This window comes from Commensalibacter melissae, assembly GCF_009734185.1.
Lineage (GTDB): Bacteria > Pseudomonadota > Alphaproteobacteria > Acetobacterales > Acetobacteraceae > Commensalibacter > Commensalibacter melissae.
In genome coordinates, this window is sequence record NZ_CP046393.1 from 613,725 (window position 1) to 635,135 (window position 21,411).

Annotated in this window: 19 protein-coding genes and 1 tRNA gene; 12 read left to right on the forward strand and 8 right to left on the reverse strand. The window is 34.0% G+C overall.

Annotation, left to right across the window (positions count from 1 at the left end; genetic code table 11):
* Positions 1-88: 88 nt before the first annotated feature.
* The 4 genes from GN303_RS02765 to GN303_RS02780 all read left to right on the forward strand — a co-directional run bounded on the left by GN303_RS02765 (position 89) and on the right by GN303_RS02780 (position 3,383).
* Positions 89-163: transfer RNA gene (locus tag GN303_RS02765), tRNA-Gly, on the forward strand.
* Positions 164-748: 585 nt separating this feature from the next.
* On the forward strand, positions 749-1,486 hold the full coding sequence (locus GN303_RS02770) for a DNA/RNA non-specific endonuclease (RefSeq protein ID WP_158523866.1): 738 nt from the start codon (positions 749-751) through the stop codon (positions 1,484-1,486).
* 89 nt (positions 1,487-1,575) lie between these two features.
* Positions 1,576-2,085: a LysE family transporter gene (locus GN303_RS02775; protein ID WP_110438721.1), complete on the forward strand. Its 510-nt coding sequence runs from the start codon at positions 1,576-1,578 to the stop codon at positions 2,083-2,085.
* A 179-nt stretch (positions 2,086-2,264) separates the two neighbouring features.
* Positions 2,265-3,383: a glycerol dehydrogenase gene (locus GN303_RS02780; protein WP_110438722.1), complete on the forward strand. Its 1,119-nt coding sequence runs from the start codon at positions 2,265-2,267 to the stop codon at positions 3,381-3,383.
* A 51-nt stretch (positions 3,384-3,434) separates the two neighbouring features.
* Here GN303_RS02780 and GN303_RS02785 read toward each other — a convergent pair whose 3' ends face one another.
* The 3 genes from GN303_RS02785 to GN303_RS02795 form a co-directional block, all read right to left on the reverse strand.
* A complete protein-coding gene (locus GN303_RS02785; protein ID WP_110438723.1) occupies positions 3,435-3,896 on the reverse strand; it encodes a hypothetical protein in 462 nt (153 codons plus the stop codon).
* Positions 3,893-4,411, reverse strand: a complete 519-nt coding sequence (locus GN303_RS02790; RefSeq protein ID WP_146206660.1) for a hypothetical protein — start codon at positions 4,409-4,411, stop codon at positions 3,893-3,895. The genes GN303_RS02785 and GN303_RS02790 overlap by 4 nt, the downstream gene beginning before the upstream one ends.
* Positions 4,412-4,578: 167 nt before the next feature.
* Positions 4,579-5,595 (reverse strand): asparaginase, encoded by a 1,017-nt coding sequence (locus GN303_RS02795; protein WP_110438725.1) that lies wholly within the window; start codon positions 5,593-5,595, stop codon positions 4,579-4,581.
* 253 nt (positions 5,596-5,848) lie between these two features.
* On the opposite strand from GN303_RS02795, the gene GN303_RS02800 reads away from it, so the two are divergent.
* On the forward strand, positions 5,849-7,561 hold the full coding sequence (locus GN303_RS02800) for a hypothetical protein (protein ID WP_110438726.1): 1,713 nt from the start codon (positions 5,849-5,851) through the stop codon (positions 7,559-7,561).
* 243 nt (positions 7,562-7,804) lie between these two features.
* On the opposite strand, the gene GN303_RS02805 is transcribed toward GN303_RS02800, so the two are convergent.
* A complete protein-coding gene (locus GN303_RS02805; RefSeq protein WP_110438727.1) occupies positions 7,805-8,290 on the reverse strand; it encodes an ecotin in 486 nt (161 codons plus the stop codon).
* 184 nt (positions 8,291-8,474) lie between these two features.
* Here GN303_RS02805 and grxB point away from each other — a divergent pair, with 184 nt between their 5' ends.
* On the forward strand, positions 8,475-9,125 hold the full coding sequence (gene grxB / locus GN303_RS02810; RefSeq protein WP_110438728.1) for a glutaredoxin 2: 651 nt from the start codon (positions 8,475-8,477) through the stop codon (positions 9,123-9,125).
* 7 nt (positions 9,126-9,132) lie between these two features.
* Here the strand turns inward: grxB and cysG are convergent, their stop codons facing one another.
* A complete protein-coding gene (cysG, locus tag GN303_RS02815; RefSeq protein ID WP_231504060.1) occupies positions 9,133-10,524 on the reverse strand; it encodes a siroheme synthase CysG in 1,392 nt (463 codons plus the stop codon).
* A gap of 443 nt (positions 10,525-10,967) precedes the next feature.
* Between cysG and GN303_RS02820 the strand changes: the two genes are divergently transcribed.
* On the forward strand, positions 10,968-12,542 hold the full coding sequence (locus tag GN303_RS02820) for an inorganic phosphate transporter (protein ID WP_231504073.1): 1,575 nt from the start codon (positions 10,968-10,970) through the stop codon (positions 12,540-12,542).
* Between the two features lie 335 nt (positions 12,543-12,877).
* Here GN303_RS02820 and GN303_RS02825 read toward each other — a convergent pair whose 3' ends face one another.
* On the reverse strand, positions 12,878-13,459 hold the full coding sequence (locus GN303_RS02825; RefSeq protein ID WP_110438730.1) for a YqgE/AlgH family protein: 582 nt from the start codon (positions 13,457-13,459) through the stop codon (positions 12,878-12,880).
* A gap of 187 nt (positions 13,460-13,646) precedes the next feature.
* Here GN303_RS02825 and GN303_RS02830 point away from each other — a divergent pair, with 187 nt between their 5' ends.
* The 3 genes from GN303_RS02830 to GN303_RS02840 are packed head-to-tail and all read left to right on the forward strand — an operon-like array spanning position 13,647 to position 15,904.
* Positions 13,647-14,402: an SDR family NAD(P)-dependent oxidoreductase gene (locus GN303_RS02830; protein WP_110438998.1), complete on the forward strand. Its 756-nt coding sequence runs from the start codon at positions 13,647-13,649 to the stop codon at positions 14,400-14,402.
* Between the two features lie 41 nt (positions 14,403-14,443).
* A complete protein-coding gene (locus GN303_RS02835; RefSeq protein WP_110438731.1) occupies positions 14,444-15,427 on the forward strand; it encodes a PPK2 family polyphosphate kinase in 984 nt (327 codons plus the stop codon).
* 6 nt (positions 15,428-15,433) lie between these two features.
* A complete protein-coding gene (locus GN303_RS02840) occupies positions 15,434-15,904 on the forward strand; it encodes a DUF3465 domain-containing protein (RefSeq protein ID WP_110438732.1) in 471 nt (156 codons plus the stop codon).
* Between the two features lie 86 nt (positions 15,905-15,990).
* On the opposite strand, the gene clpA is transcribed toward GN303_RS02840, so the two are convergent.
* Both clpA and clpS read right to left on the reverse strand, forming a co-directional pair.
* Entirely contained in the window at positions 15,991-18,318 is a 2,328-nt protein-coding gene (gene clpA / locus GN303_RS02845; protein ID WP_110438999.1) for an ATP-dependent Clp protease ATP-binding subunit ClpA, read from the reverse strand.
* Positions 18,319-18,441: 123 nt separating this feature from the next.
* Positions 18,442-18,762, reverse strand: coding sequence for an ATP-dependent Clp protease adapter ClpS (clpS, locus tag GN303_RS02850; RefSeq protein ID WP_196424101.1), 321 nt, complete (start codon positions 18,760-18,762; stop codon positions 18,442-18,444).
* A 532-nt stretch (positions 18,763-19,294) separates the two neighbouring features.
* Between clpS and GN303_RS02855 the strand changes: the two genes are divergently transcribed.
* Complete coding sequence (locus GN303_RS02855) at positions 19,295-20,251, forward strand: D-alanyl-D-alanine carboxypeptidase family protein (protein WP_231504074.1); 957 nt, start codon at positions 19,295-19,297, stop codon at positions 20,249-20,251.
* Between the two features lie 107 nt (positions 20,252-20,358).
* Complete coding sequence (map, locus tag GN303_RS02860; RefSeq protein ID WP_162988552.1) at positions 20,359-21,147, forward strand: type I methionyl aminopeptidase; 789 nt, start codon at positions 20,359-20,361, stop codon at positions 21,145-21,147.
* The last annotated feature ends 264 nt before the right edge of the window (positions 21,148-21,411 follow it).

Here is a 21,411-nt window from a genome sequence, read left to right on the forward strand (position 1 = left end):
GACAGGAAATAAAAATAATTTTTAATTTTTGTTTTTTCCGCTTGCATCTTTAATAGAAATATCATAAAAGGCTTTTACGCTCTTCAGAGCGGGCGTAGCTCAGGGGTAGAGCACAACCTTGCCAAGGTTGGGGTCGTGGGTTCGAATCCCATCGCCCGCTCCAATTAATAATTTATTAAGTTAAATATTACTTAATATAGATTAATTTTTTAATCAAATAATCATTATATTTTCTGTAGCGTACAAAAGAAATTATATGAAATTAATTCATATATTGTTATTAAATGTATAAATGCTTGAGAATAAGATATTATCGTCATAACTTGGTGTTTATTTTAAATATTCCAACTAAATATAGTTCGTAATAAATTCAAAAGGTTATATGATTTTTTATTTCAAAAATAATTCATATAAACTGAAAATTTCCATTATTGATTTTTCTTGGAATTCATTATTTAAATTTTTATCAGATAATTTGTCATTTCAACAAATATATATCGTTATTTTTAAATCATATTTTTAAGTTAATATAATGAAGTTATCGTAATTAGTGTTTTAAAGCTTTTATGGTCTTTACATGACAAAAAATTGATAATTTTAAAAAAACCAAATTTTATAATTTTTAAATATGGTTCAAGAGATTAAATTTAATCAGAAAAAATTGTCTTTATATTGTGCAATAGGTTCGCAGCTATTATGTATCAATCATTATTTTTTTAATGGACTAGATAAAGATTGAAGAGTAATTGTGAAAAAAAAGTTATTGGTTTTACTTTTTATTTTATTGGGATTTGGAATTTGTGTTCAAGCGCAAATTCCATGTCAAAATAAGTTTTTATATGGAAAACCGCCAGTTATTGAATGGCCGATAAAAACAGTCTGCTTTAAAGATTATGCCGCTTCTTTTTCAGATATAACTTTGGGGAATATTTATTCAGCTGAATTTTTGACAAAAAATCAGGTAATGGCTAGTAAGAATATGAAAAGATATGGTAAATTTGATAATCGTGATCCTGTTATCAGGGATTACAGAGGGTCAGGTTTTGATCGTGGTCATATGACGCCTAGTGGGGATATGCCTGATTATCAATCTCAGGTACAGACTTTTATCTCTAGTAATATTGTACCTCAGACAAAGCAGCTGAATAGTGGAAAATGGAACTGGATTGAACATAATGTAAGGAAAATGGCAATATCCTACGATCAGTTATATGTTATAACAGGTTCTTATTTTCAGGAACCGGTCAAAAGAATCGGTTATGACGGAGTATGGATTCCGTATGCAGTCTGGAAAGCGGTTTATATTCCGTCCTTAAAAAAGGGTGGGGTTTATTTTTGTAAAAATTCACATAGGCCTGTATGTTATCGCATGAGTATAGCTTTTTTCATTTACAAAACCGGGATTGATCCTTTTCCAGCGTTATCCAATGATATCAAGGAAAATAAATTTCCCTTGCCTAAACCTATTCGTCCAAGGGTTAAGTAATATTTTTATATTTTGAAGACAAGAATTGAATTTAATATAGAATACTGTTTCTGACCTTTTTGAATAGTTAATGAGAATTTTATTGTATTATGCTTTTTATCAGCATATTTTTCATACACTTATGTGTATTGGTAGTACCGGGCCCTGATTTTCTATTAAATTCTAGAACAGGGTTAACAGGCAATAAAAAAGCTGTCATTCAAGTTGTAACGGGTACAACATTGAGGGCAATTATCTGGGTTTTGTTCTCGTTGTTGGGATTGCACCTTATTTTTCAATATTACCCTTTTTTACGAGAATTAGTTTTATTTGGCGGGTCAGTTTATTTATTTTATCTGGCATTTCAGATTTACAGATCGGCTGATTTACCATTGCCGGCAGAGCACGGCATTGGTCATTCATATTTTTTTACTGGATTGCTTACCAATTTAACCAACCCGAAAGCTTTACTCTATTTTTCAAGTATTTTTTCAATTATTCATTTTGGGTCAAATCCTTCCACTGTTTTTTTTATTTTTATTATGATAACGCTTGAAACCCTGATCTGGTTTCTTTTTGTAGGATTGGCTTTTTCACATTCCGGGATACAAAAACAATAAGTCTAGGATAGATAGATTATTAGCATGTGTTTTTATAATGTTTGCATGCTCAATTATATTTAAATTATTTGTAAAATAAACTATCCTTATTATGTATAATTAAGTTGGTATTAAACTATTTAGTATATTCCATGGTTGTGAATATTTGAAAATAGGAACACATAATCAGAGGATTTGTGATGTTAACGATTATTCAATCTCCGTCAAAATATATCCAAGGTGCTGGTGCACTTGAAAAAGTTGGTAAATATGCCTTGATGCTGGCCAATAGTTATTTGGTTGTCGCTGATAGTTTTGTAATGAATTTGACACAAGCCACATTGGAAAAAAGTTTCCAAATTTCCTCGGTGCAGGCATATTTTGAAATTTTTAGGGGAGAGTGTTGTAAAAAAGAGATTAATCGTTTAGGGAAAATTCTACAGAGGCACGGTTGCAAAGGGGTTGTCGGTGTTGGTGGCGGGAAAGCCCTTGATACAGCGAAAGCCATTGCGTTTTATAATAAGGTTCCGGTTATAATTGTGCCGACAGCTGCATCGAATGATGCGCCGACCAGTGCTTTATCTGTAATTTATACCGAAGATGGTGCTTTTGAGGAATATTTGATGTATCCTTCCAATCCTGATATGGTAATTATGGATAGCACAATTGTTGCCAATGCACCCCTTCGTTTATTGATTTCAGGAATGGGAGATGCATTATCTACCTATTTTGAAGCCAGAGCCTGTTATGAGGCAAGAGCTGTCTCCATGGCAGGGGGGCAATCAACATTGGCAGCCTTGAATTTGGCCAGGTTATGTTATGAAACCTTGTTGGAGGAAGGGTTGAAGGCGAAAGCGGCTGTCGAGGCTGGAGTTGCTATAAAAGCTGTCGACCACATTATCGAGGCGAATACGTATTTAAGTGGTATCGGATTTGAAAGTTCTGGCCTGGCAGGGGCACATGCAATCCATAATGGATTAACCGTTCTTGAAGAATGTCATTCCATGTTACACGGTGAAAAAGTTGCATTCGGCACATTAGCCCAGCTTGTACTTGAAAATGCGAAACAGGAAGAATTGGAAACCGTTCTTGATTTTTGTGTACAAATAGGTTTACCGGTTACTCTTGACCAAATTGGTATACAGGATAATGATGATCTTAAGGGAAAAATAATGAAAGTGGCAAAGGCAAGTTGTGCTAAAGATGACACTATACACAACATGCCTTTCGAAGTTACTGAAGATCAGGTTTATGCCGCTATTATGGCTGCTGATAGAATTGGTCATAAATGGTTAAAAAACTATAATATTGTTTTGTAGCTGCATACAATCATACGCAATTTCGTGAGATTGTGTATGATATTTTGTTAATTATTTTGTATTGGATTGAAAATCAATTTTTCTTAAATTAGAAAGCGCCCTAAAATTACATTCCTTGACATGATAAATCATACATTCTTCAGTTTCATGTGGATTTTTTAGGGATTGTCCATCCTGGTCAAAAGATATCCTGCATTTCTTATAGCTGATAATTAATTTATTTTTCTTGAGTGCAAAAGGATCAACAAAACCCGTAATCTCAATTTTGCAGCTTGGAGTGTTATAATGAATCATGCCATAAGCGGGATAGTATGGCATATAACCTACAGCTGCATAATTAACCTGAGTTCTGTTTTCATAGAGAATTAAATTAACGGGGTCCTTTTCGACAGTTTGTTCTGTAATGGATTGTGATGAATGAGATGGATTCATTGCCATTGTGGGTAAAGATAAAATAATGCAGATAATTGTAAATGCATATTTTATTTTTGATATCAAGGATAAGGATTTCATTTGGGTTGACCTTTTTCTTCGGATTTGCTTGAAGAAATATTCTCTTTAATCGTTATCGGATAAATACGGTTTACTATTGGCAATGTTTCAAAAGAGCAAAAATCCCCATGCCATGTACTACAAGGAATTGTCTCACTAAGTATTTTCAATTGATGGTTTTTTGTAATTTGCATAGATATTTTGCAATAGGGATCTTCTTTGGCAGTGAATTCTAGTTTTGATGGATCATGATGGTTGAGTATCGTATTTCCATGGGTATTTGCCTGACAGGTAGGAGAATTGTAGGTTATTAAAGTTGCTCCGGGATGGATGGGATCTAAGGCTATGACATAATTTTTGCTTATGCCGACATGGCTTTCGAAAATTTCTATTTGTGGTAAAATTCTAGACGCTTTATTTAATGGACCGATTTTAACACTGGATTTTGTGTTTGAAGATCTTGCATATGTCAAATTCGATAGAACAGTCAAAGAGATTATTAGAGACAGGATTGTATACGATAAATATTTTATCAATCTAAAACTCCACATTAGGGTTTTAATAAAAATTATTCTAAATGAAGGTTTAGGATAAACGTAATCTTGTTCTGATTTCAAGCTTGTAAAAAATTAAAGCTTAAGAATCAAATTGTGAAAATTAGAATGCCATATTTTATATTAATAATAATGGCATTTATTTTAAATCAGTTCATTTCATAAAAAAGTTGTTGAATAGTATCTAATTCATTAATCTTGTTTGCCAAGATAAGTTGTAACAAAATTCTAGCTTTTTGCGGGTTTAAATCAGCTGCGGCTATAAATTGGTTGGCATCATCATTAACTTCAACATTACGATTGACAAATCCGCTCCCCGTTCTGCTGGATCGAACAACAATAACGCCCTTACTTGCGACCTTTTTCAATGCTTGTATTGCCTGGGTTGATGTATTTCCATCGCCAACACCAGCAAGGATTATGCCTTTTGCACCTCTTTTGACCGCATCATGAATAAGATCTCCATCCATTTGGATATGAGAATAAATAATATCAACACGCGGAAAAGGAGCTTTTTCAGGAATGGTGTAAATATGTTTCCTTGCATTACTGGACGTACGGTAAAAATATACATGATTATTATTGATAATGCCGATTGGCCCTGTATTGGGGGATTGAAAAGTTTGGAGGCTGGTTGTATGGCTTTTTTGAACAGAATGTGCATCATAAATCATGTCATTCATTACTATCATGACAGGTTGGTGATAAGCCTCAGGGCGTGTAGCCAATTTAACAGCATTGACAAGATTGGATGCACCATCTGAACTGATAGAATTGGTCGGGCGCATTGCACCCGTCAAAATAATTGGTTTTTTCGAATTTATAAGTTTATTAAGAAAAAAAGCGGTTTCTTCCATGGTATCAGTGCCATGGGTAATGATAATTCCTGATATCGAAGGATCATTTTCAGCAGCCTGAACTTTTTTGGCCAATTTTAACAAAATTGTATCAGACATATCCTGAGAACCGATTTGCGCCACAGGAACAACATGAATTTTTGCCATGTTTTGTAAAGCAGGTATGGAAGCGATAAGATCTTCTCCTTTGGTGTTGCCTGCTTTATATTCGAGCTTGTCTGTTGTTGCTGATCCTGCGATGGTTCCTCCGGTAGTTAGTACAAGAATCTGTTTTTTTTCAGGTTTGATAACACGATCTATATTATTCATCGGTTTATCTTTCTCAGTTTTTGCATAAGAAGGGGAAAGTAAAATTAGACTTAATCCTATGGGGATAATTAAAAACTGAAAGAGGGGTCTAGGTAAAATATTCATTATATCAGAATTAATTTTATATAATTTAATTATATTGATTGATCCAGGTTACTACCCTACCCATATTCAATATACTATTTTTCTATTAATTAAAAATATTATTATTAATATGCTCTATAACTCTATAAAGAGACAAGGTACAGGTTAAATGGTTTTAAGTGTGTTCAAAAAAGGCTGTAAACGATTCATGATGCCTTATTTTTCACAGTGGAAGATGACAATTTTACCTGTTTTGCAAAAGGGATATAAAACAGATTTTATACAGATAACTGAAAATTGTGACATGATCTGTTTAATTGATCTATCTTACGCCCTGCATCCACAATCATTCATTAATACGATAGAATTTGAATGTGGAGATCCTACGATAAATCTGAATGAATTCTTGATTTCAAAACGTAAATTTTCAGTCAATATTTCCGGAGGAAAAATAAATACGAAATCGACGATTGCATTTAAAATCATTACTGATACAGGATTAGAGCAAATTTTTACGGTTTTACTGGATGTTATTGGTCAAAATAAAACAGTTTATAATCAAAGGCATGGTTTAAGAAAACCTGAATTATGGGTTATTAACAGCGATCCAGATCAAAATTATAAACAGGAATTTGGATTATCCTGGATTGAAGGTGATTTATTATTAAATCTTAAAACACTTAATCTCTGGCAATATGACTCTAAAATTAATTCAAAATGGTTCAAGATTTTTACAATGCAGGGGGTTGTTAAGCCGGTTCCAATTGAATATAACCTTTTTGACAAATCTTGTCTATCGCAAATTGAAAAATCATCAAGACCTGATATAAAAAGGAATTCATTGTATAATGAGAATATTGATGTCAAGTCTATTCATACAGATGCATTTATATCTGGGAATCCTATAGGAAAAGGGATTTCTGTCGTTACAGAAGGAATGATTGCCGGACAAAGTCTTTATATTGGAACAGCAGGAATAAAACCTAAAAATATTTATCTTGGTTGTAATGGGGTTGTTTCGACTAAACATCTTTCAGCAGATTTTTTGCAACTCGCATTCTTTTCCATTAAAGAACTACCAAATTATGTTCCAATAGGCACATTAATATTATGCCATGATTATCCAGGTTATTCTTCACCAGTTTTACTTTGCTCCATCAAGGATAAACCGAAAAATTCTGGGGAATGGAATATTGTTAATGATAAAGTCTTGGTAAAAAATAACATATCGGGAAAACCGGATTTAACTGTAGTTTCTTCCAATTTATCATTATTGGATGATGATAAAATTGTAGAGATAAGACCCTCGGTCACAAATATTTCAAATCGGACTGTTAAACCTGTTCCGTCAGAAAAATCTTTTTCTACAAATAATCACCATTATATAAGGTTGTCATCCAAAGATTCAATCATACCATATTCAAAGAAAATAGAAAATTCATGGACTAAACTTAAACTGGATAAAATATCCCCTGTTCAAAACATTTCAGATGAATGGCAAAATAAAAATGAATTATGGCAAATTCCCGCAACGGGTTTGTTACAAATAAATGGCTCATTCATATTCAAGGAAGAAAATATGGATTTGTCAGGACCAATCTCTTTTCATGGTGGCGATCAATTGGTTTTAAAAATTGTTAAAACCGGAAAAACAATTCTGTTTCAACCTGTTAATCAAATTGAATTTCCCCTGATTCCTTATATCAATGATGTGATGAATACAATTTGTGCCAGTCCAAAGTTAACTTTTTCTAATGCGATTCCTGTAACAAAAGGAGATCAAATAAGTTTTGAAACGGTTTATTTGCATCAGCCTGATGCCTTGAAAAACAATCTGGACCTGAAAATTAATAAAGCTATTTTCGAGATATATATCTTATAAGTAATTTTATCAGGTTCAAAGTGAAAAATAGTTGAATAACCATACGATTCTATAGCCTGAAACATATACTCATCGATAGATCCAAATTTGTTTGTATAATATATGACAGTATGACCAAGAATATAAATTTTATAAATCAATGGGAAGTTATTTAAATAAATATTCAGTTTTGCTGAGGTAGATGAAGCAAAAAAGTTTGTTTCAATCTTATCTTTGTTGTCTCTATGAAGTTATGCCGCAAATTTATTTATTTCTAGCTTGATGCATTGAAGAAGATGTCCAAATCCGATAAGCAAGAGTTATATCGTCCGGAACATAAACAACGAGGGGTAGTTTGCTATTGTAGTTTATAAAGGTTAAATTGGTCGTAATTGAAACCTGCTTCTCTTGTTTAATGTTCTGTGGACAGGCCATCAGGGTAGAAGCCGGTTTGCTGATTTTGTCTAATCTGTAAAAATCATATCCCCATCCTTGAATTGTTTGTGTTGTCATATGACCGTGGATTATGACCGTGTTACAGTCTGATTTAATTTTTTTCTGGGGAATCAATTCAACACGTGCATTGTATTCATTTGAAAGGGGTGGTAGTTGAATTACGATTCTTTGATATCCTTTTTCTGCTTTAGGCCATATGGATAGTTGATTTTTACCAAGATTAGCAGAAGCATGATATAGTGGTATTAAATAACACATGGATAAAAGAAGAAGAAATTGTTTTCGAATTAACATTTTTATTTCCTAAATGATAATTTTAGTTTTTAATTATAAGTTATGATAGTAAAATTATTCAACAAGACCTTGTAATTTTAATCTCAAATATAATTTTTAATTAAAGTAAAAGGGATTTAAATATATTAATTTAAATTTTGAAAATTTGCAGGGTTGATCATTTGAGGGGTGTTGTTTAATTGCTATGAAACTTTATATTTACGAACATTGTCCTTTTTGTGTCATGACAAAAATGATTTTTGTTTTAAAAAATTATCCCGTCGAAATATCATATTTACTATATGATGACATTCATGGTCCCATGCAAATGGTAGGGCGCAAACAGTTGCCTATATTGGAATATCAGCAAAATCGCTTTATGCCGGAAAGTCGTGATATTATTAACTATATTGATACAACCATAGATAAGCCAAAGATTACGTTGCCTGATAATGAAGGAATTATGGAATGGATCAGTCATGTTCAACGTTTTATTTATCGCTTGACCTATCCTCGTTGGGTAAATGCACCGTTTCCTGAATTTTCTACAGAAGAGGCAAAGAAATATTACCGTAAAAAAAAGGACCCCTCTGGCGGGGGATTTGTTTCTGATCTGGCTGATCCGAGCTTGATCCAGAGAACTCAAAAGGCGATTGACTGTCTGGAACCCTTAATGAAAAATTATCCTTTGTTGGATTTGAAACGGCAGCTATCTTGGAACGACTTTTCACTTTACAGTATGCTTCACTCGCTATCGATTATCAAGGGGATTACCTATGGCGTCAATGTTGATCGATGGCGTAAGAAAGTTTCTGAAACATGTTCCATTCCTTTGAATGATGCTTTTGCAAACTGAATGTGTTTTATGTAACTCTGTGATGAATGACTTGACCGATTATTATTAAAACGGGACTACCTATTTTTTTTTGCATAACCAAATCAGGTAAGGTTTTTAAATTTCCGATAATTACCTGCTGATCGTGAAAGGTTCCTTTTTCAATCGCAGCAGCAGGCCATGTTTGATCCAATCCTTTATCAATAAGTGTTTTACATAAAAGAGGTAAAGAAGAAAGTCCCATATAAATGACCAAGGTTTGGTCTTTAAATATCATGTTCTCCCATGGTAGGTTAAGTTGATCTGTTTTCTTGGTATGACCAGTTAAAAATAAGCAGGCCTGTGCACATTCACGATGTGTTAGGGGAATTCCGGCATATGCCGCACAACCATTAGAAGCGGAGATGCCGGGTATAATTTTAAATGGAATTTCAGCATGCATTAATGCCTCGGCCTCTTCCCCACCGCGACCAAATATAAAAGGATCACCACCTTTCAATCGTAAAACACGTTTGCCTTGTTGTGCATATTTGATTAGTGAATCATTTATTTCTTCTTGTTTTAAAGTATGGTGATTTTTTTGTTTTCCTACAAAAAATAATAATGCATCACGACGTATGTAATCTAGGATTTTGGGTGATAATAAATTATCATATAAAATAACATCAGCATTTTGCAGGTGATGAAGTGCTTTTATGGTTAGTAAATCCGGATCACCCGGTCCTGCCCCAACCAGCCATACCTCACCTTTCTTCAAAAAAGATTCTTTTGCAATATTCTTGAGAAAATCAAATGCTTGTTTTTCTTTTTGTTGGCTAATAAGAGAAGTGCCATAGCCATCAATGAATCTTTCCCATAACCGTTGTCGTTCTTGATGGGTTGATAATATTTCCTTGGCCCAATTCCTGTGTTTTCCGATGAATGAAGCTAATGGACCTATGAATTGTCCTAGTAGAGGTTCAATTTTTTGACGTATTCGCCGTCCCAATACAGGAGCGGAACCTCCTGTGGAGATGGCGATCTGCACGGGATTACGATCAATAATCGAAGGAGTGATAAAGGTAGATAATTCCGCATTATCAACGGTGCAGACAGGAATATTTAATTTTTTTGCCCATAGGGAAATATGAGTATTATAATCATGATTATCAGTCGTGATAAAAATTAAGGTAGCGTCTTTCGCATTTTGAATAAAATCATTTTCGTTTAGTAAAGGGGAACAAAATTTAATCAGTTTTTCTTTTTCATAGGTTTGCAATTCTTTATTAAAGGTTTGCGCATAAACTTCAATTTGTACATTTTTCCTTAATAAAAGCCTGATTTTACGTGCCGCAATTCTACCCCCGCCAATTATCACTATTCGTGTTCCATCAATACGCAAAGTTATTGGAAAATAAGAGGGAACTTCCGAATTTATCAAATTGTTATTCATGGATAGTAGAGAGTAAATAGAGTTTCAACTGAAGAAATTTATCTGACAAAAAGCCTCATATTTATTTAAACAAATAATTTGTAAAAATAAAGAGAAAACAGAAAAAACACGTAAGAAAATAGTTCTTAATTATCTGGGGTGTATCTTTGCGATGACGGATATGATTTTTTTAGTCATAAATGTGAAAGATATAAATCTCATATCTTGAGAAGCATATTTTTCTTTTGTAAAAAAAGATTGATGATGATAAATATGAAAACATTATAAATTAAGGTTTGGATGACTATATGAAGACCTATGATAAAGGGGTCAGGCCATTGTAAACAATAAATCTATCCGTAAACAATTCTATTCAACTTAATTGTAGCGTTTCTGAAATAAAGTTAATTTTATGATCAATTTGATGATGCAAGAAACGGATTTTGTCTATAGTGAAAAAAGCCTTGAATATGATCCTACCTAATAACCCACGTTTCAACAAGATCGCTTTTATCTTAGTTTTATTGGGTAGCATAATCTATATTATTCTTCATTTGCGTGAAGACATAATAGGCGTTACCAATCCATCTTTTCTGGCATTTGTATTATTGGCTCTGGCTCTTGTTATTGCTTTGGGTTTTGAATTTATAAACGGTTTTCATGACACGGCCAATGCTGTTGCAACTGTAATTTACAGCAATTCCTTGCCGCCAATTGTAGCTGTTGTCTGGTCAGGTTTATGGAATTTCCTGGGTGTCTTGTGTTCAAGCGGCGCTGTTGCTTTTACAATAGTTTCTCTTTTACCTGTTGAATTAGTTCTCAAGGTTGGAAGTGAAGCTGGATTTTCAATGGTTTTTGCATTACTTCTGGCTGCAGTGATCTGGAATTTGGTAACTTGGTTTTTCGGGATTCCGAATTCTTCATCTCATACTTTAATTGGTTCGATTTTGGGCGTTGGTCTAATGAATCAGTTGCTTATGGGAAATAACAGGGCAAGTGGTGTTGACTGGGGACAGGCTTTGCAGGTTTTCAAGGCCCTTGTATTCAGTCCTTTGGCAGGATTTACGATTGCATTACTGGGAATGTTTCTGTTGAAGAATTTTTTGCCCATAACCTCATTTTACAAAGTACCTGAAGTAGGAAAGACACCTCCTTGGCCGATCCGTTTATTATTGATTCTTACATGTACCGGTGTAAGCTTTAGTCATGGTTCAAATGATGGGCAAAAGGGTATGGGATTAATCATGCTTATTTTGATAGGAACCGTACCAACCGCATATGCGTTGAATAATGCGGTTTCATCAAAACAAGTCGAGAATTTCATGAATAAAGCGGTAGTTATTGATCAAGTTCTCATGAAATATAATAATAATCCGGATTTACCTACAATTGATCAAAGTCGTCAAATTCTGACAAAAACAATTCAGTCCAGTAAAATTTTTCCCGAAACTATTCCTGCTATTCGGATGATGTTGCAATCTATCCAGCATGATGTAAATAACAAGGAAACGTTTAAGCAAGTCCCTGTTGAATATCAGGCCAATTTAAGAAACGATTTGTATTTGGTGGAACAGAATCTGGTGCATTTTACCAAGGTATCTCCCCTGACATCTTCTCAAAAGGATTTATTTGAAAAATTCGAGAAAGAGATTGTCACGGCAATACAATTTATTCCTCCGTGGGTCAAGGCTGTAATTGCAATTGCCTTAGGTTTGGGAACAATGGTTGGATGGAAAAGAGTGGTTGTTACAGTAGGCAGAAAAATTGGTAAAAATGAAATGAGCTATGGTCAAGGTGCGGTTGCTGAAACTGTCGCAATGACAATGATACAAATGGGAAATCAGTTTCATATGCCTATTAGCACCACTCATGTCGTGACTTCTGCGGTGGCAGGAACTGCACTGGCCAATGGTGATGGTATTCAATGGAGAACAATACGTAATATGGCAATGGCGTGGATTTTAACCTTGCCTGTTTCAATTATGTTATCTGCAGTTCTATTTTGGATATTTTTAAAATTATTTTAGTTTGGAATTTATGTTCAATAAACGAATAAAATTTTTGTGTAAAATGTCTACATATCTTGAAATAAATAAAAAATCTGTAAATAATTTGGTAAAATTACATATCGTTTTTCTATATTTGTATATAGAAAAACGTAAAGATAAAAATCTGTTTATTGTATGTTTTTATTTCATTCAATAACAAACTGTAAAGAACTAACAAATGTATCATTAAATAATCAAATTTGTTTTGTCATATTAGAAAAAAATTCATAACATGCTTTGTTAAAGTTGAGCTGGCTATTCAGGAAATGGGAACAATTAAATATTTGAGTTATTTTTTTATGTATCAAACTAAATCACGCTTCTCCGGAATATAAAGATATTTTTCTTGGATTTGTTAGAATGGATTTATAGCAGTCTGACCATTTATTCTTGAAATTTTTGTTGTATAAAATGCTTTCCTGACAGGGGGCAATATACCAAAGATTATTATTAAGTTCCTCTTCCAGCTGTCCTGGTGACCAATTGGCATGACCAAGGGCTAGTAACGCTTTTGAAGGACCATGTCCTTCTGATAAATCACGTAAGATATCTAGGCTTGTACTCAATTTGATTTGTTTTGTTACATAGATTGATTCCTTACCTTTCCAGTCATTTGTATGCAGAACCAGACCATGGGCATTTTCAATTGGACCACCCGCTGTAATGGAAAAATTATTTGATGTTGGCATCGTTTTAATTCCAAGCTGATTTAGCAATTCTTTTGGAGTTGGTTTGGCAATATGGCGGTTAATGACAATGCCCATTGTACCTTCCTTCGGAGAATATGCACAAATAAATACAACCGTCTGTGCAAATGCGGGTGAGGTTGTAAAAGGACTTGACATTAGAAAACAGCCTGCCAATCCTTTGGTAAGATCAAGGAAAGAATGTGTCATTTTTCAAAGAAACCAAATATAATAATTTATTTAAAATGAGATGATTCAAATTAAACTATACTATCAGATTTAATGAAATGTAAATGAACAGCTTTTAATGGTCCGTTTCAAAAAAATAATTTATAATTGCGGTGATGTAATTATTATAATTTACTTATTTTTTTTAATAGTTAGGGGAACGAAAATCATGAGGGGAACGGTACTGGTCACAGGTGCATCGGCTGGATTTGGAATGGCAATAGCCGAAGTATTGGTGCAGGAGGGTTATCAGGTTGTTGCAGCAGCACGTAGGATGAATAAATTGGAATCCCTATCAAGCAAACATCCTGAAAAAATTTTTCCACTTGAAATGGATATGACCAAATCAGAATTGTTTTTGCGTCAATTAGGTAGTTTACCAGCTAAATTTCAGAATATTGATGTTTTGGTCAATAATGCAGGATTGGCACTTGGCGTGGAGCCAATTCCCAATATTGATTTAAAGGATTGGGATCGGATGGTTCAAACAAATATTATCGGATTAATTCATTTGACTCAGTTGGTTATTAGTGGAATGCTTAAAAGAAAGAGGGGACATATTATTTCCTTGGGCAGTATTGCAGGTACGTATCCATATCGTGGTGGGAATGTTTATGGTGCGACAAAGGCATTTGTTAAACAGTTTATGTTAAATCTTAAAACTGATCTGGTTGGCACTGCATTGAAGGTAACAAATATTGAACCGGGTCTTTGTGGTGGAACCGAATTTAGCGAGGTAAGACTAAAAGATTCTGCTAAAGGTAAAGAAGTTTACAAAGGTACAATTCCCTTAACAGCTATGGATATTGCTGAAACGGTACGTTGGATTTTAAGTCTTCCCTCTCATGTCAATGTTAATCGAATTGAACTTATGCCTGTTTGCCAAGCGCCGGGTGGGGTTGCAGTAGTAAAAACAGGAAATTGATATATCGTAATAATTTATCGTTAACATTAAAGGAGCTTTAAATGTCGGATCAATCAATACGTGAGTTGTTAAGAACAAAATATCGTGTAGAGGATGGAAAAAAATTTCTTATAACGGATTATAATGCGGATGATACTGCCGGATTATCCCTATCTCCCAAAGAAGCAAAAAAAGTGCTGAAGAAACGTATTAAACGGTTAAGCTATTTACAAGAGCTGTTATTTGCGAATGGGCATTCAGCTTTATTGGTCGCTTTGCAAGGTATGGATACTTCTGGTAAGGACGGCACGATTAAACATGTCACTTCTGGAATAAATCCGCAGGGCATTACGATAACTTCATTTAAGCAGCCTGGTCCTGTAGAATTGATGCATGATTATTTGTGGCGTATTCATATGGCCGTTCCTTCCAGAGGTAAGATTACGATTTTTAATCGAAGTCATTATGAGGAAGTGCTTGTTACCAAGGTTCATCCCTCTATTTTGGCCAATCAAAAACTACCATTGCGGGTGCTTAACAATAAAAATTTCTGGTCTGACCGTTATGAAGATATTCGTAATTTCGAAAAATATATTTATCGACAAGGTATTGGAATAGTTAAATGTTTTTTAAATATATCCAAAGAGGAACAGCGCAAGCGTTTATTGGCACGTTTGGAAAATAAAGAAAAACAATGGAAATTTTCCCCCAATGATCCAAAAGAGCGTCAATTTTGGGAAGAATATCAAGGTGCATATCAAGAGGTTATTGTACAGACAGCGGCACCAAACGCCCCCTGGTTTGTGATTCCTGCCAACAACAAATGGTTTGCACGTTTGGTTGTTGCGGAAATCATGATTGATGAATTGGAAAAACTTCATATTCCAGAACCCAAGCCAAGTCAAGAAGTTCTGGAATCTTTAAATTCACTGAAAGCTGAATTAGGAGGTAAATTTTCTAATAATAAAGTAGGAAAAAAAATCAAAAAGAATAAAAAAATCGGTAAAGATAAAAAAATAAAAAATCTAAATAAGTCTAAGGAATAATCTTCAATGATTATTGAAGCTCGTTTTTTTTCTTGGCTGTTCATATTGTCCAGCCTCTTTTTTTACTCTTTTCAAAGTCTGGCACAACCTGCTTCTGATAAATGTGATAATGAAAATTTTTTACATATTCAACAAGAGTATGAAAATAATATTGAACATTTAACTTTTAAGGATGTTCCTGTTCATCTTTGTGGTAAGGTGATCACAGTAAGTGATGCACGTTATACCAGAAGTGGCTTACATGGTTATTTTTATCTTTATATCGGGAAAGGTGTATCTATTCGAATTGTGAATAATCTCGATGAAATGAAAGCTCCAACCTGGCCTTGGGTAAAAAGAGGGGACTATGCTGAAGTTGTCGGGCGATATTATTATGATAGTCCAAGACATCAGGGAGTTGATTGGACGCATAAGGGAGCAAGCAGAAAATGGCCCTATCCAGGTTATGTGATTATAAATGGTATAAAATATTATTAATTCAATTAGAATTTTAAATATAAAAATAAGATTATGCGTTTTGAAACATCATTTTTTGAAATTTTGATGATAAAGTAGAATATATTTTAAACCAGCTCGTTTTTTCTTGATAGAATTGAATTTATTTCTTTTATGCAATTAAGGAATATTTTATTATTTTTTACTATTACATGAACTTTGCCACCTTTTGTTAATGTACCAAACAATATTTCATTAGAGAGGGGTTTGTTAATAAAGTCCTGAATAATACGATGCATAGGGCGTGCTCCATATAATGGATCATATCCATTTTCAACCAGCCAATCCTTTGCCGATTTGGAAATTTCTATAATAATGTTTTTATTTGATAATCTAGTGTTTAATTCATTAATGAATTTATCAATAATTTGAGCAACGATTGGTTTTGATAAAGGTCTAAAATTAATAATCGCATCAAGACGATTTCTGAATTCTGGTGAAAATTTTTCGTTTATGGCCTCGTTTGCATATCCTGCTTGATGATTTTTTACAAAACCAATTGCTGAACGAGCAAATTCTGTTGCCCCTGTATTGGTGGTCATAATAATGATAATATTTCGAAAATTAATTTCCTTACCATTATGATCTGTTAAAATACCATGATCCATTACCTGTAAAAGAATATTATGTAAATCAGGATGAGCTTTTTCAATTTCATCAAGAAGAAGAATGGCATAGGGATTCTGGTCAATTATATCTGTCAACAATCCACCCTGATCAAAACCGATATAACCGGGTGGTGCACCAATCATTCTTGAAACAGAGTGTTTTTCCATATATTCAGACATGTCGTATCGGATAAGCTTGATGCCAAGATGAATTGAAAGTTGTCGAGCGATTTCTGTTTTTCCAACGCCTGTTGGTCCTGCAAAGAGGTAGTTACCTATTGGTTTTCTTTCGGAACGCAATCCTGCACGGGAAATTCTTATGGCTGAAGCTAATGTCTCAATTGCTTGATCCTGCCCAAAAATAACTTTTTTCAGTTTATTATCAATTTGAGAGAGAACCTTTTTATCACTGGTTGAAACAGTATTTTCAGGAATGCGGGCGATATTAGCAATTGTTTTTTCAATGTCATTGACTGTAATCGTTTTTTTGCGTTTTTTGGCAGGGGAAATGGCCTGTATAGCACCAACCTCATCAATTATGTCTAATGCTTTATCAGGAAATTTACGGTCATGAATATATCTGGCAGATAGGGTAACCGCTGTTTCAAGAGCATCATGAGTGTATTTTACATTGTGATATTTTTCATAATTTTTTTTAAGACCTTTTAAGATGTTGATTGTTTCATCTATCGAAGGTTCGGGAATATCGATTTTTTGAAATCTTCTGACTAAGGCATGATCTTTTTCAATATATTGCCGATATTCCTTATAGGTAGTTGATCCGATACATTTTAAACTGCCTTCGGCGAGTGCAGGTTTTAAAAGGTTTGATGCATCCATGGATCCGTTTGAAGTGGAACCAGCCCCGACTATTGTATGAATTTCGTCAATAAAAAGAATGGCATTTTTTTCTTGTTTAATGGATTGAATGAGGGATTTTAAACGTTCTTCAAAATCACCTCTATATCGTGTACCAGCCAATAAAACTCCCATGTCTAATGCATAAATTATAGAATTATGCAATAACTCAGGTGCTGTCTTGTTTACAATCTGTAAGGCGAGACCTTCTATAATAGCGGTTTTTCCTACACCAGGATTTCCAACCAATAATGGATTGTTTTTTGTCCGGCGTGCCAATATTTGGATTGCACGCTGAATTTCATATTGCCTTCCAATCAAGGGATCAATACGGTTTTGACGGGCTTTATCGTTTAGATTAACGCAATAAAGTTGTAAGGGATTGGTATTCTTAGAGTTTGAATTTTCTTTTTCAGTATAGGTAAACAGATCATTCAACTGGTTATCGATATCATTCTGAGGTAAAAAATTTGATCCAAAAAAATGGGTGGATTCTGTATTTTTTGTTATACCATGTGCGATAAAATTCAGAATGTCCAATTTTGACAAATTATGCATTTGTAAAAAGTAAACCGCATGACTTTCCTGCTCAGAAAAAAGAGCAATTAAAACATGCACGGCACTAATTTTTTCACTTGGGTCTGAAGAAAGATGGACAGACGCGTTTTGAATGACCCTTTGAAATGCATGCGTGGGTTTGGGGGATGGTTTTTTTTCAGTTACTAGAATATTCAGGTCATTTTTAATAAATGTGAAGATATCTTGACGTAATTTTTCAAGATTTATCTGACAGGCTTCAAAAATTACAATAGCATCGGGATCGCCTGTTAATGCATAGAGCAAATGTTCAAGCGTCATGTATTCATGTTGAAAATTTAAAGCAAACTCAAAAGCTTGTCGTAAGGAATGTTCTAAGTTATCAGATAACATCATTTAAACTTTCAAACTGTGAAATATCGAAAGAGAAATCCTACATATTCCTTTTATTTATTATATAGTTATTGAAAAGGGTTTATACAGTTAATATTTTGATCAAATCATATTTAATTAAATTTATTCTTTTTCTAATAGGCATTGCAGTGGATATTGATGTTGTTTGGCAAGATTCATAACCTGCATAACTTTTGTTTCAGCAACCTCGTATGTGAATATACCACATATTCCTATTCCATTGTGATGGATTTTTAACATGATTGAAACAGCATTTTCAGTTGTTTTTCTGAATATTGTTTCCAATGTGTAAATGACAAAATTCATGGGAGTGAAATCATCATTGAGCATAAGAACTTTATACAGGGTGGGTTTCTTCAAATTTGTTTTTGTCAGCGTTTTTGTGTTCTTTCTAGAATCATGCTGGTTCTGGTTGGAAGTCATACAATAAAGAGAAAATGATTTACTAAAGGGATTCATTATGATGTATTTGGAGTGCATTTTATAAATTTCATAAAATATTTTGTTAAGGTTCAAATTAAGGAAGAATCAAATTGAATGATTTTGATTTGGACTTGTATGGTTACAAAATATGGCGTAAATTCAGATGTATATTTTTTATATGAATATAAAGTTCCAAATATATATTCGTAAAGATAGTAGTGCAATTTCTTGTAACGTTTTGTTTAACATGGGGATTTGATTCCAAAAATAAACAAAACAATTTAAGAAGTTAATCATTTTTAAAGGTTAAGTAAACGTTTAATGAAAAAGAAGCTGGAAAATTAAAGTGTCCACTTATTGCAATCATATAAAAAAATTGAAACAGTTAAACTTTACCGTAAGTCTTAAGAAAATTATGAGAAAAACGTCTAGGAATTTTTTCTTAGTTTTTTTTACGGCTGTATATTCTTATACACTATTTTATGCGCATTGTGCGCATGCCCAGTATGTAGGACGAATCAGTTCAATTGTAATGGACGTTAATGGCCGAGTCTTGTCAGAACAGGATGCTGATTTGAAACGGTTTCCAGCCAGTTTGACAAAAATGATGACCTTATATATGGCATTTCGTGCCTTAAATGCCAATGCCATACGATTTGATCAGAGAATTCCTATAACCATTCATGCAGCTTCAATGGAACCTTCCAAATTAGGAGTCCGTCCAGGTTCATATATTACTGTCAGGGAAGCTGTTTTAGGCTTGATTACTAAATCCGCGAATGATGCGGCTAGCGCTCTTGGTGAATTTATTGGAGGTGGAGACGAAGAACGCTTTGCCAAAATGATGACACAACAGGCCAAAGTTTTGGGAATGAATCGGACACGTTTTTATAATGCTTCTGGCCTTCCAAATCCTGGGCAACTAACAACTGCGCGTGATTTGGCAATTTTGGCACAACATTTGATTTCGGATTTTCCTCAATATTATCCTTTGTTCAGAACACCTTACTTTTATTTTCGTGGACGGACAATTCCCAATCACGATCCCTTGTTAAAAGGTTATGCTGGCGCGGATGGGTTAAAAACAGGTTATACAGCTGCGGCAGGGCATAATCTTGTAGGATCAGCCGTTCATGATAATGTCCGTTTGATTGGTGTTGTTATGGGTGCACCAAGTAATGGTTCACGAAATCAATACATGATGAGTGCACTAGATGACGGATTTGCAAAAAGTGGTGTGGCTCCTGTTGCTAGACCGGTTTATCTGGCAAGAACAAATTCCTTGAAAAAACACCCACGTTATAATAAACATCCAAAAGTAATTCTTGTTCGTGCAACCCGTACTACAAGAGGTAAAAAGTCGGTTGAAGTGGCACAGGCCTCGTCACGTACTTCAATTGCAAAAAAACGGGATTCGATTTTTAAGCGTAATATCAAAAAGGCGGCTGTGAGACATCATACCATATCCAGACATAATCGGAAAAAGTAAGACTGGACAGGGATCATAATCCTAGCTAGGTATATAAGAAAAGTTCGTAAATTATACCAAGTTATTTATTATTGGTAATTTGATAAAGTCTTATTGGAGAGTTAGGAATGACAGATCGTCGCATGATGTTTTACACTCAAGAGGATTTTGTTGGGTTAAGAGCTGTGGGACGTTTGGCAGCAGAAACACTTGACATGATTACTCCTCATGTTCAGGAAGGTGTTACAACAGACGAACTTAACCAGATTATTCATGATTATACAATTGATAAAGGTGCCATTCCAGCACCACTTAACTATCGTGGTTTTCCAAAATCTTGTTGTATATCTATCAATCATGTAGTTTGTCACGGTATTCCTGGAGATCGTAAATTAAAAAATGGAGATATTGTTAATATCGATGTTACATCTATTCTTGATGGATGGTTTGGTGACAGTAGCCGTATGTATGTCGTTGGCAAGGCCTCACGTTTGGCACAACGATTGATAGATGTAACCTATGAAAGTCTGAAAAGGGCAATAGATATTGTTAAACCCGGGAACACTTTGGGAGATATAGGTTACGTCATTCAGCAATATGCAGAATCACAGCGTTTTTCTGTTGTACGCGATTTTTGTGGTCATGGAATTGGACGCGTTTTTCATCAAGAACCCAATGTATTGCATTATGGAAAAAAGGGGCAGGGACTTGTGCTAAAACCAGGAATGGTTTTCACTATTGAACCTATGTTAAACGCTGGTAAGGCAGACGTTAAAATTCTTGATGATGACTGGACAGCCGTAACGCGTGATCGATCTCTCAGTGCGCAATTTGAACATATGATGGGAGTAACTGAAGATGGATGTGAAGTATTCACCTATTCACCCAAAGGTTGGAATTGTCCTCCTTATATTTGATGATTTTTATCAAAATGGAAATTAATAAATCAAAATTTGATAAAGAGTTATATAAAATGAATATTTGTTTGAAATTCTAATTTAAGACTAATAAATTCATCAAAACAATATAGATGAGAATTTCAAAAACGTTGTAATATTGAGTTATTTAGAATTTCTAGATAGAGTTGAAACTTAATTTCAATCAAGTTTTTTATTTTTGGAAACTCCAAATAATTATTTATTTATAAAATTATTATAAATTAAAGTATTTACCATAGGATA

Coding starts and splice junctions, on each gene's coding strand:
- GN303_RS02775 (WP_110438721.1), top strand. CDS start 1,576: ATGCTTTTTATCAGCATATTTTTCATACACTTATGTGTATTGGTAGTA.
- GN303_RS02780 (WP_110438722.1), top strand. CDS start 2,265: ATGTTAACGATTATTCAATCTCCGTCAAAATATATCCAAGGTGCTGGT.
- GN303_RS02785 (WP_110438723.1), bottom strand. CDS start 3,896: ATGAAATCCTTATCCTTGATATCAAAAATAAAATATGCATTTACAATT.
- GN303_RS02795 (WP_110438725.1), bottom strand. CDS start 5,595: ATGAATAATATAGATCGTGTTATCAAACCTGAAAAAAAACAGATTCTT.
- GN303_RS02800 (WP_110438726.1), top strand. CDS start 5,849: ATGGTTTTAAGTGTGTTCAAAAAAGGCTGTAAACGATTCATGATGCCT.
- GN303_RS02805 (WP_110438727.1), bottom strand. CDS start 8,290: ATGTTAATTCGAAAACAATTTCTTCTTCTTTTATCCATGTGTTATTTA.
- grxB (WP_110438728.1), top strand. CDS start 8,475: ATGAAACTTTATATTTACGAACATTGTCCTTTTTGTGTCATGACAAAA.
- GN303_RS02825 (WP_110438730.1), bottom strand. CDS start 13,459: ATGACACATTCTTTCCTTGATCTTACCAAAGGATTGGCAGGCTGTTTT.
- GN303_RS02830 (WP_110438998.1), top strand. CDS start 13,647: ATGAGGGGAACGGTACTGGTCACAGGTGCATCGGCTGGATTTGGAATG.
- GN303_RS02835 (WP_110438731.1), top strand. CDS start 14,444: ATGTCGGATCAATCAATACGTGAGTTGTTAAGAACAAAATATCGTGTA.
- GN303_RS02840 (WP_110438732.1), top strand. CDS start 15,434: ATGATTATTGAAGCTCGTTTTTTTTCTTGGCTGTTCATATTGTCCAGC.
- clpA (WP_110438999.1), bottom strand. CDS start 18,318: ATGTTATCTGATAACTTAGAACATTCCTTACGACAAGCTTTTGAGTTT.
- clpS (WP_196424101.1), bottom strand. CDS start 18,762: ATGACTTCCAACCAGAACCAGCATGATTCTAGAAAGAACACAAAAACG.
- GN303_RS02855 (WP_231504074.1), top strand. CDS start 19,295: ATGGACGTTAATGGCCGAGTCTTGTCAGAACAGGATGCTGATTTGAAA.
- map (WP_162988552.1), top strand. CDS start 20,359: ATGACAGATCGTCGCATGATGTTTTACACTCAAGAGGATTTTGTTGGG.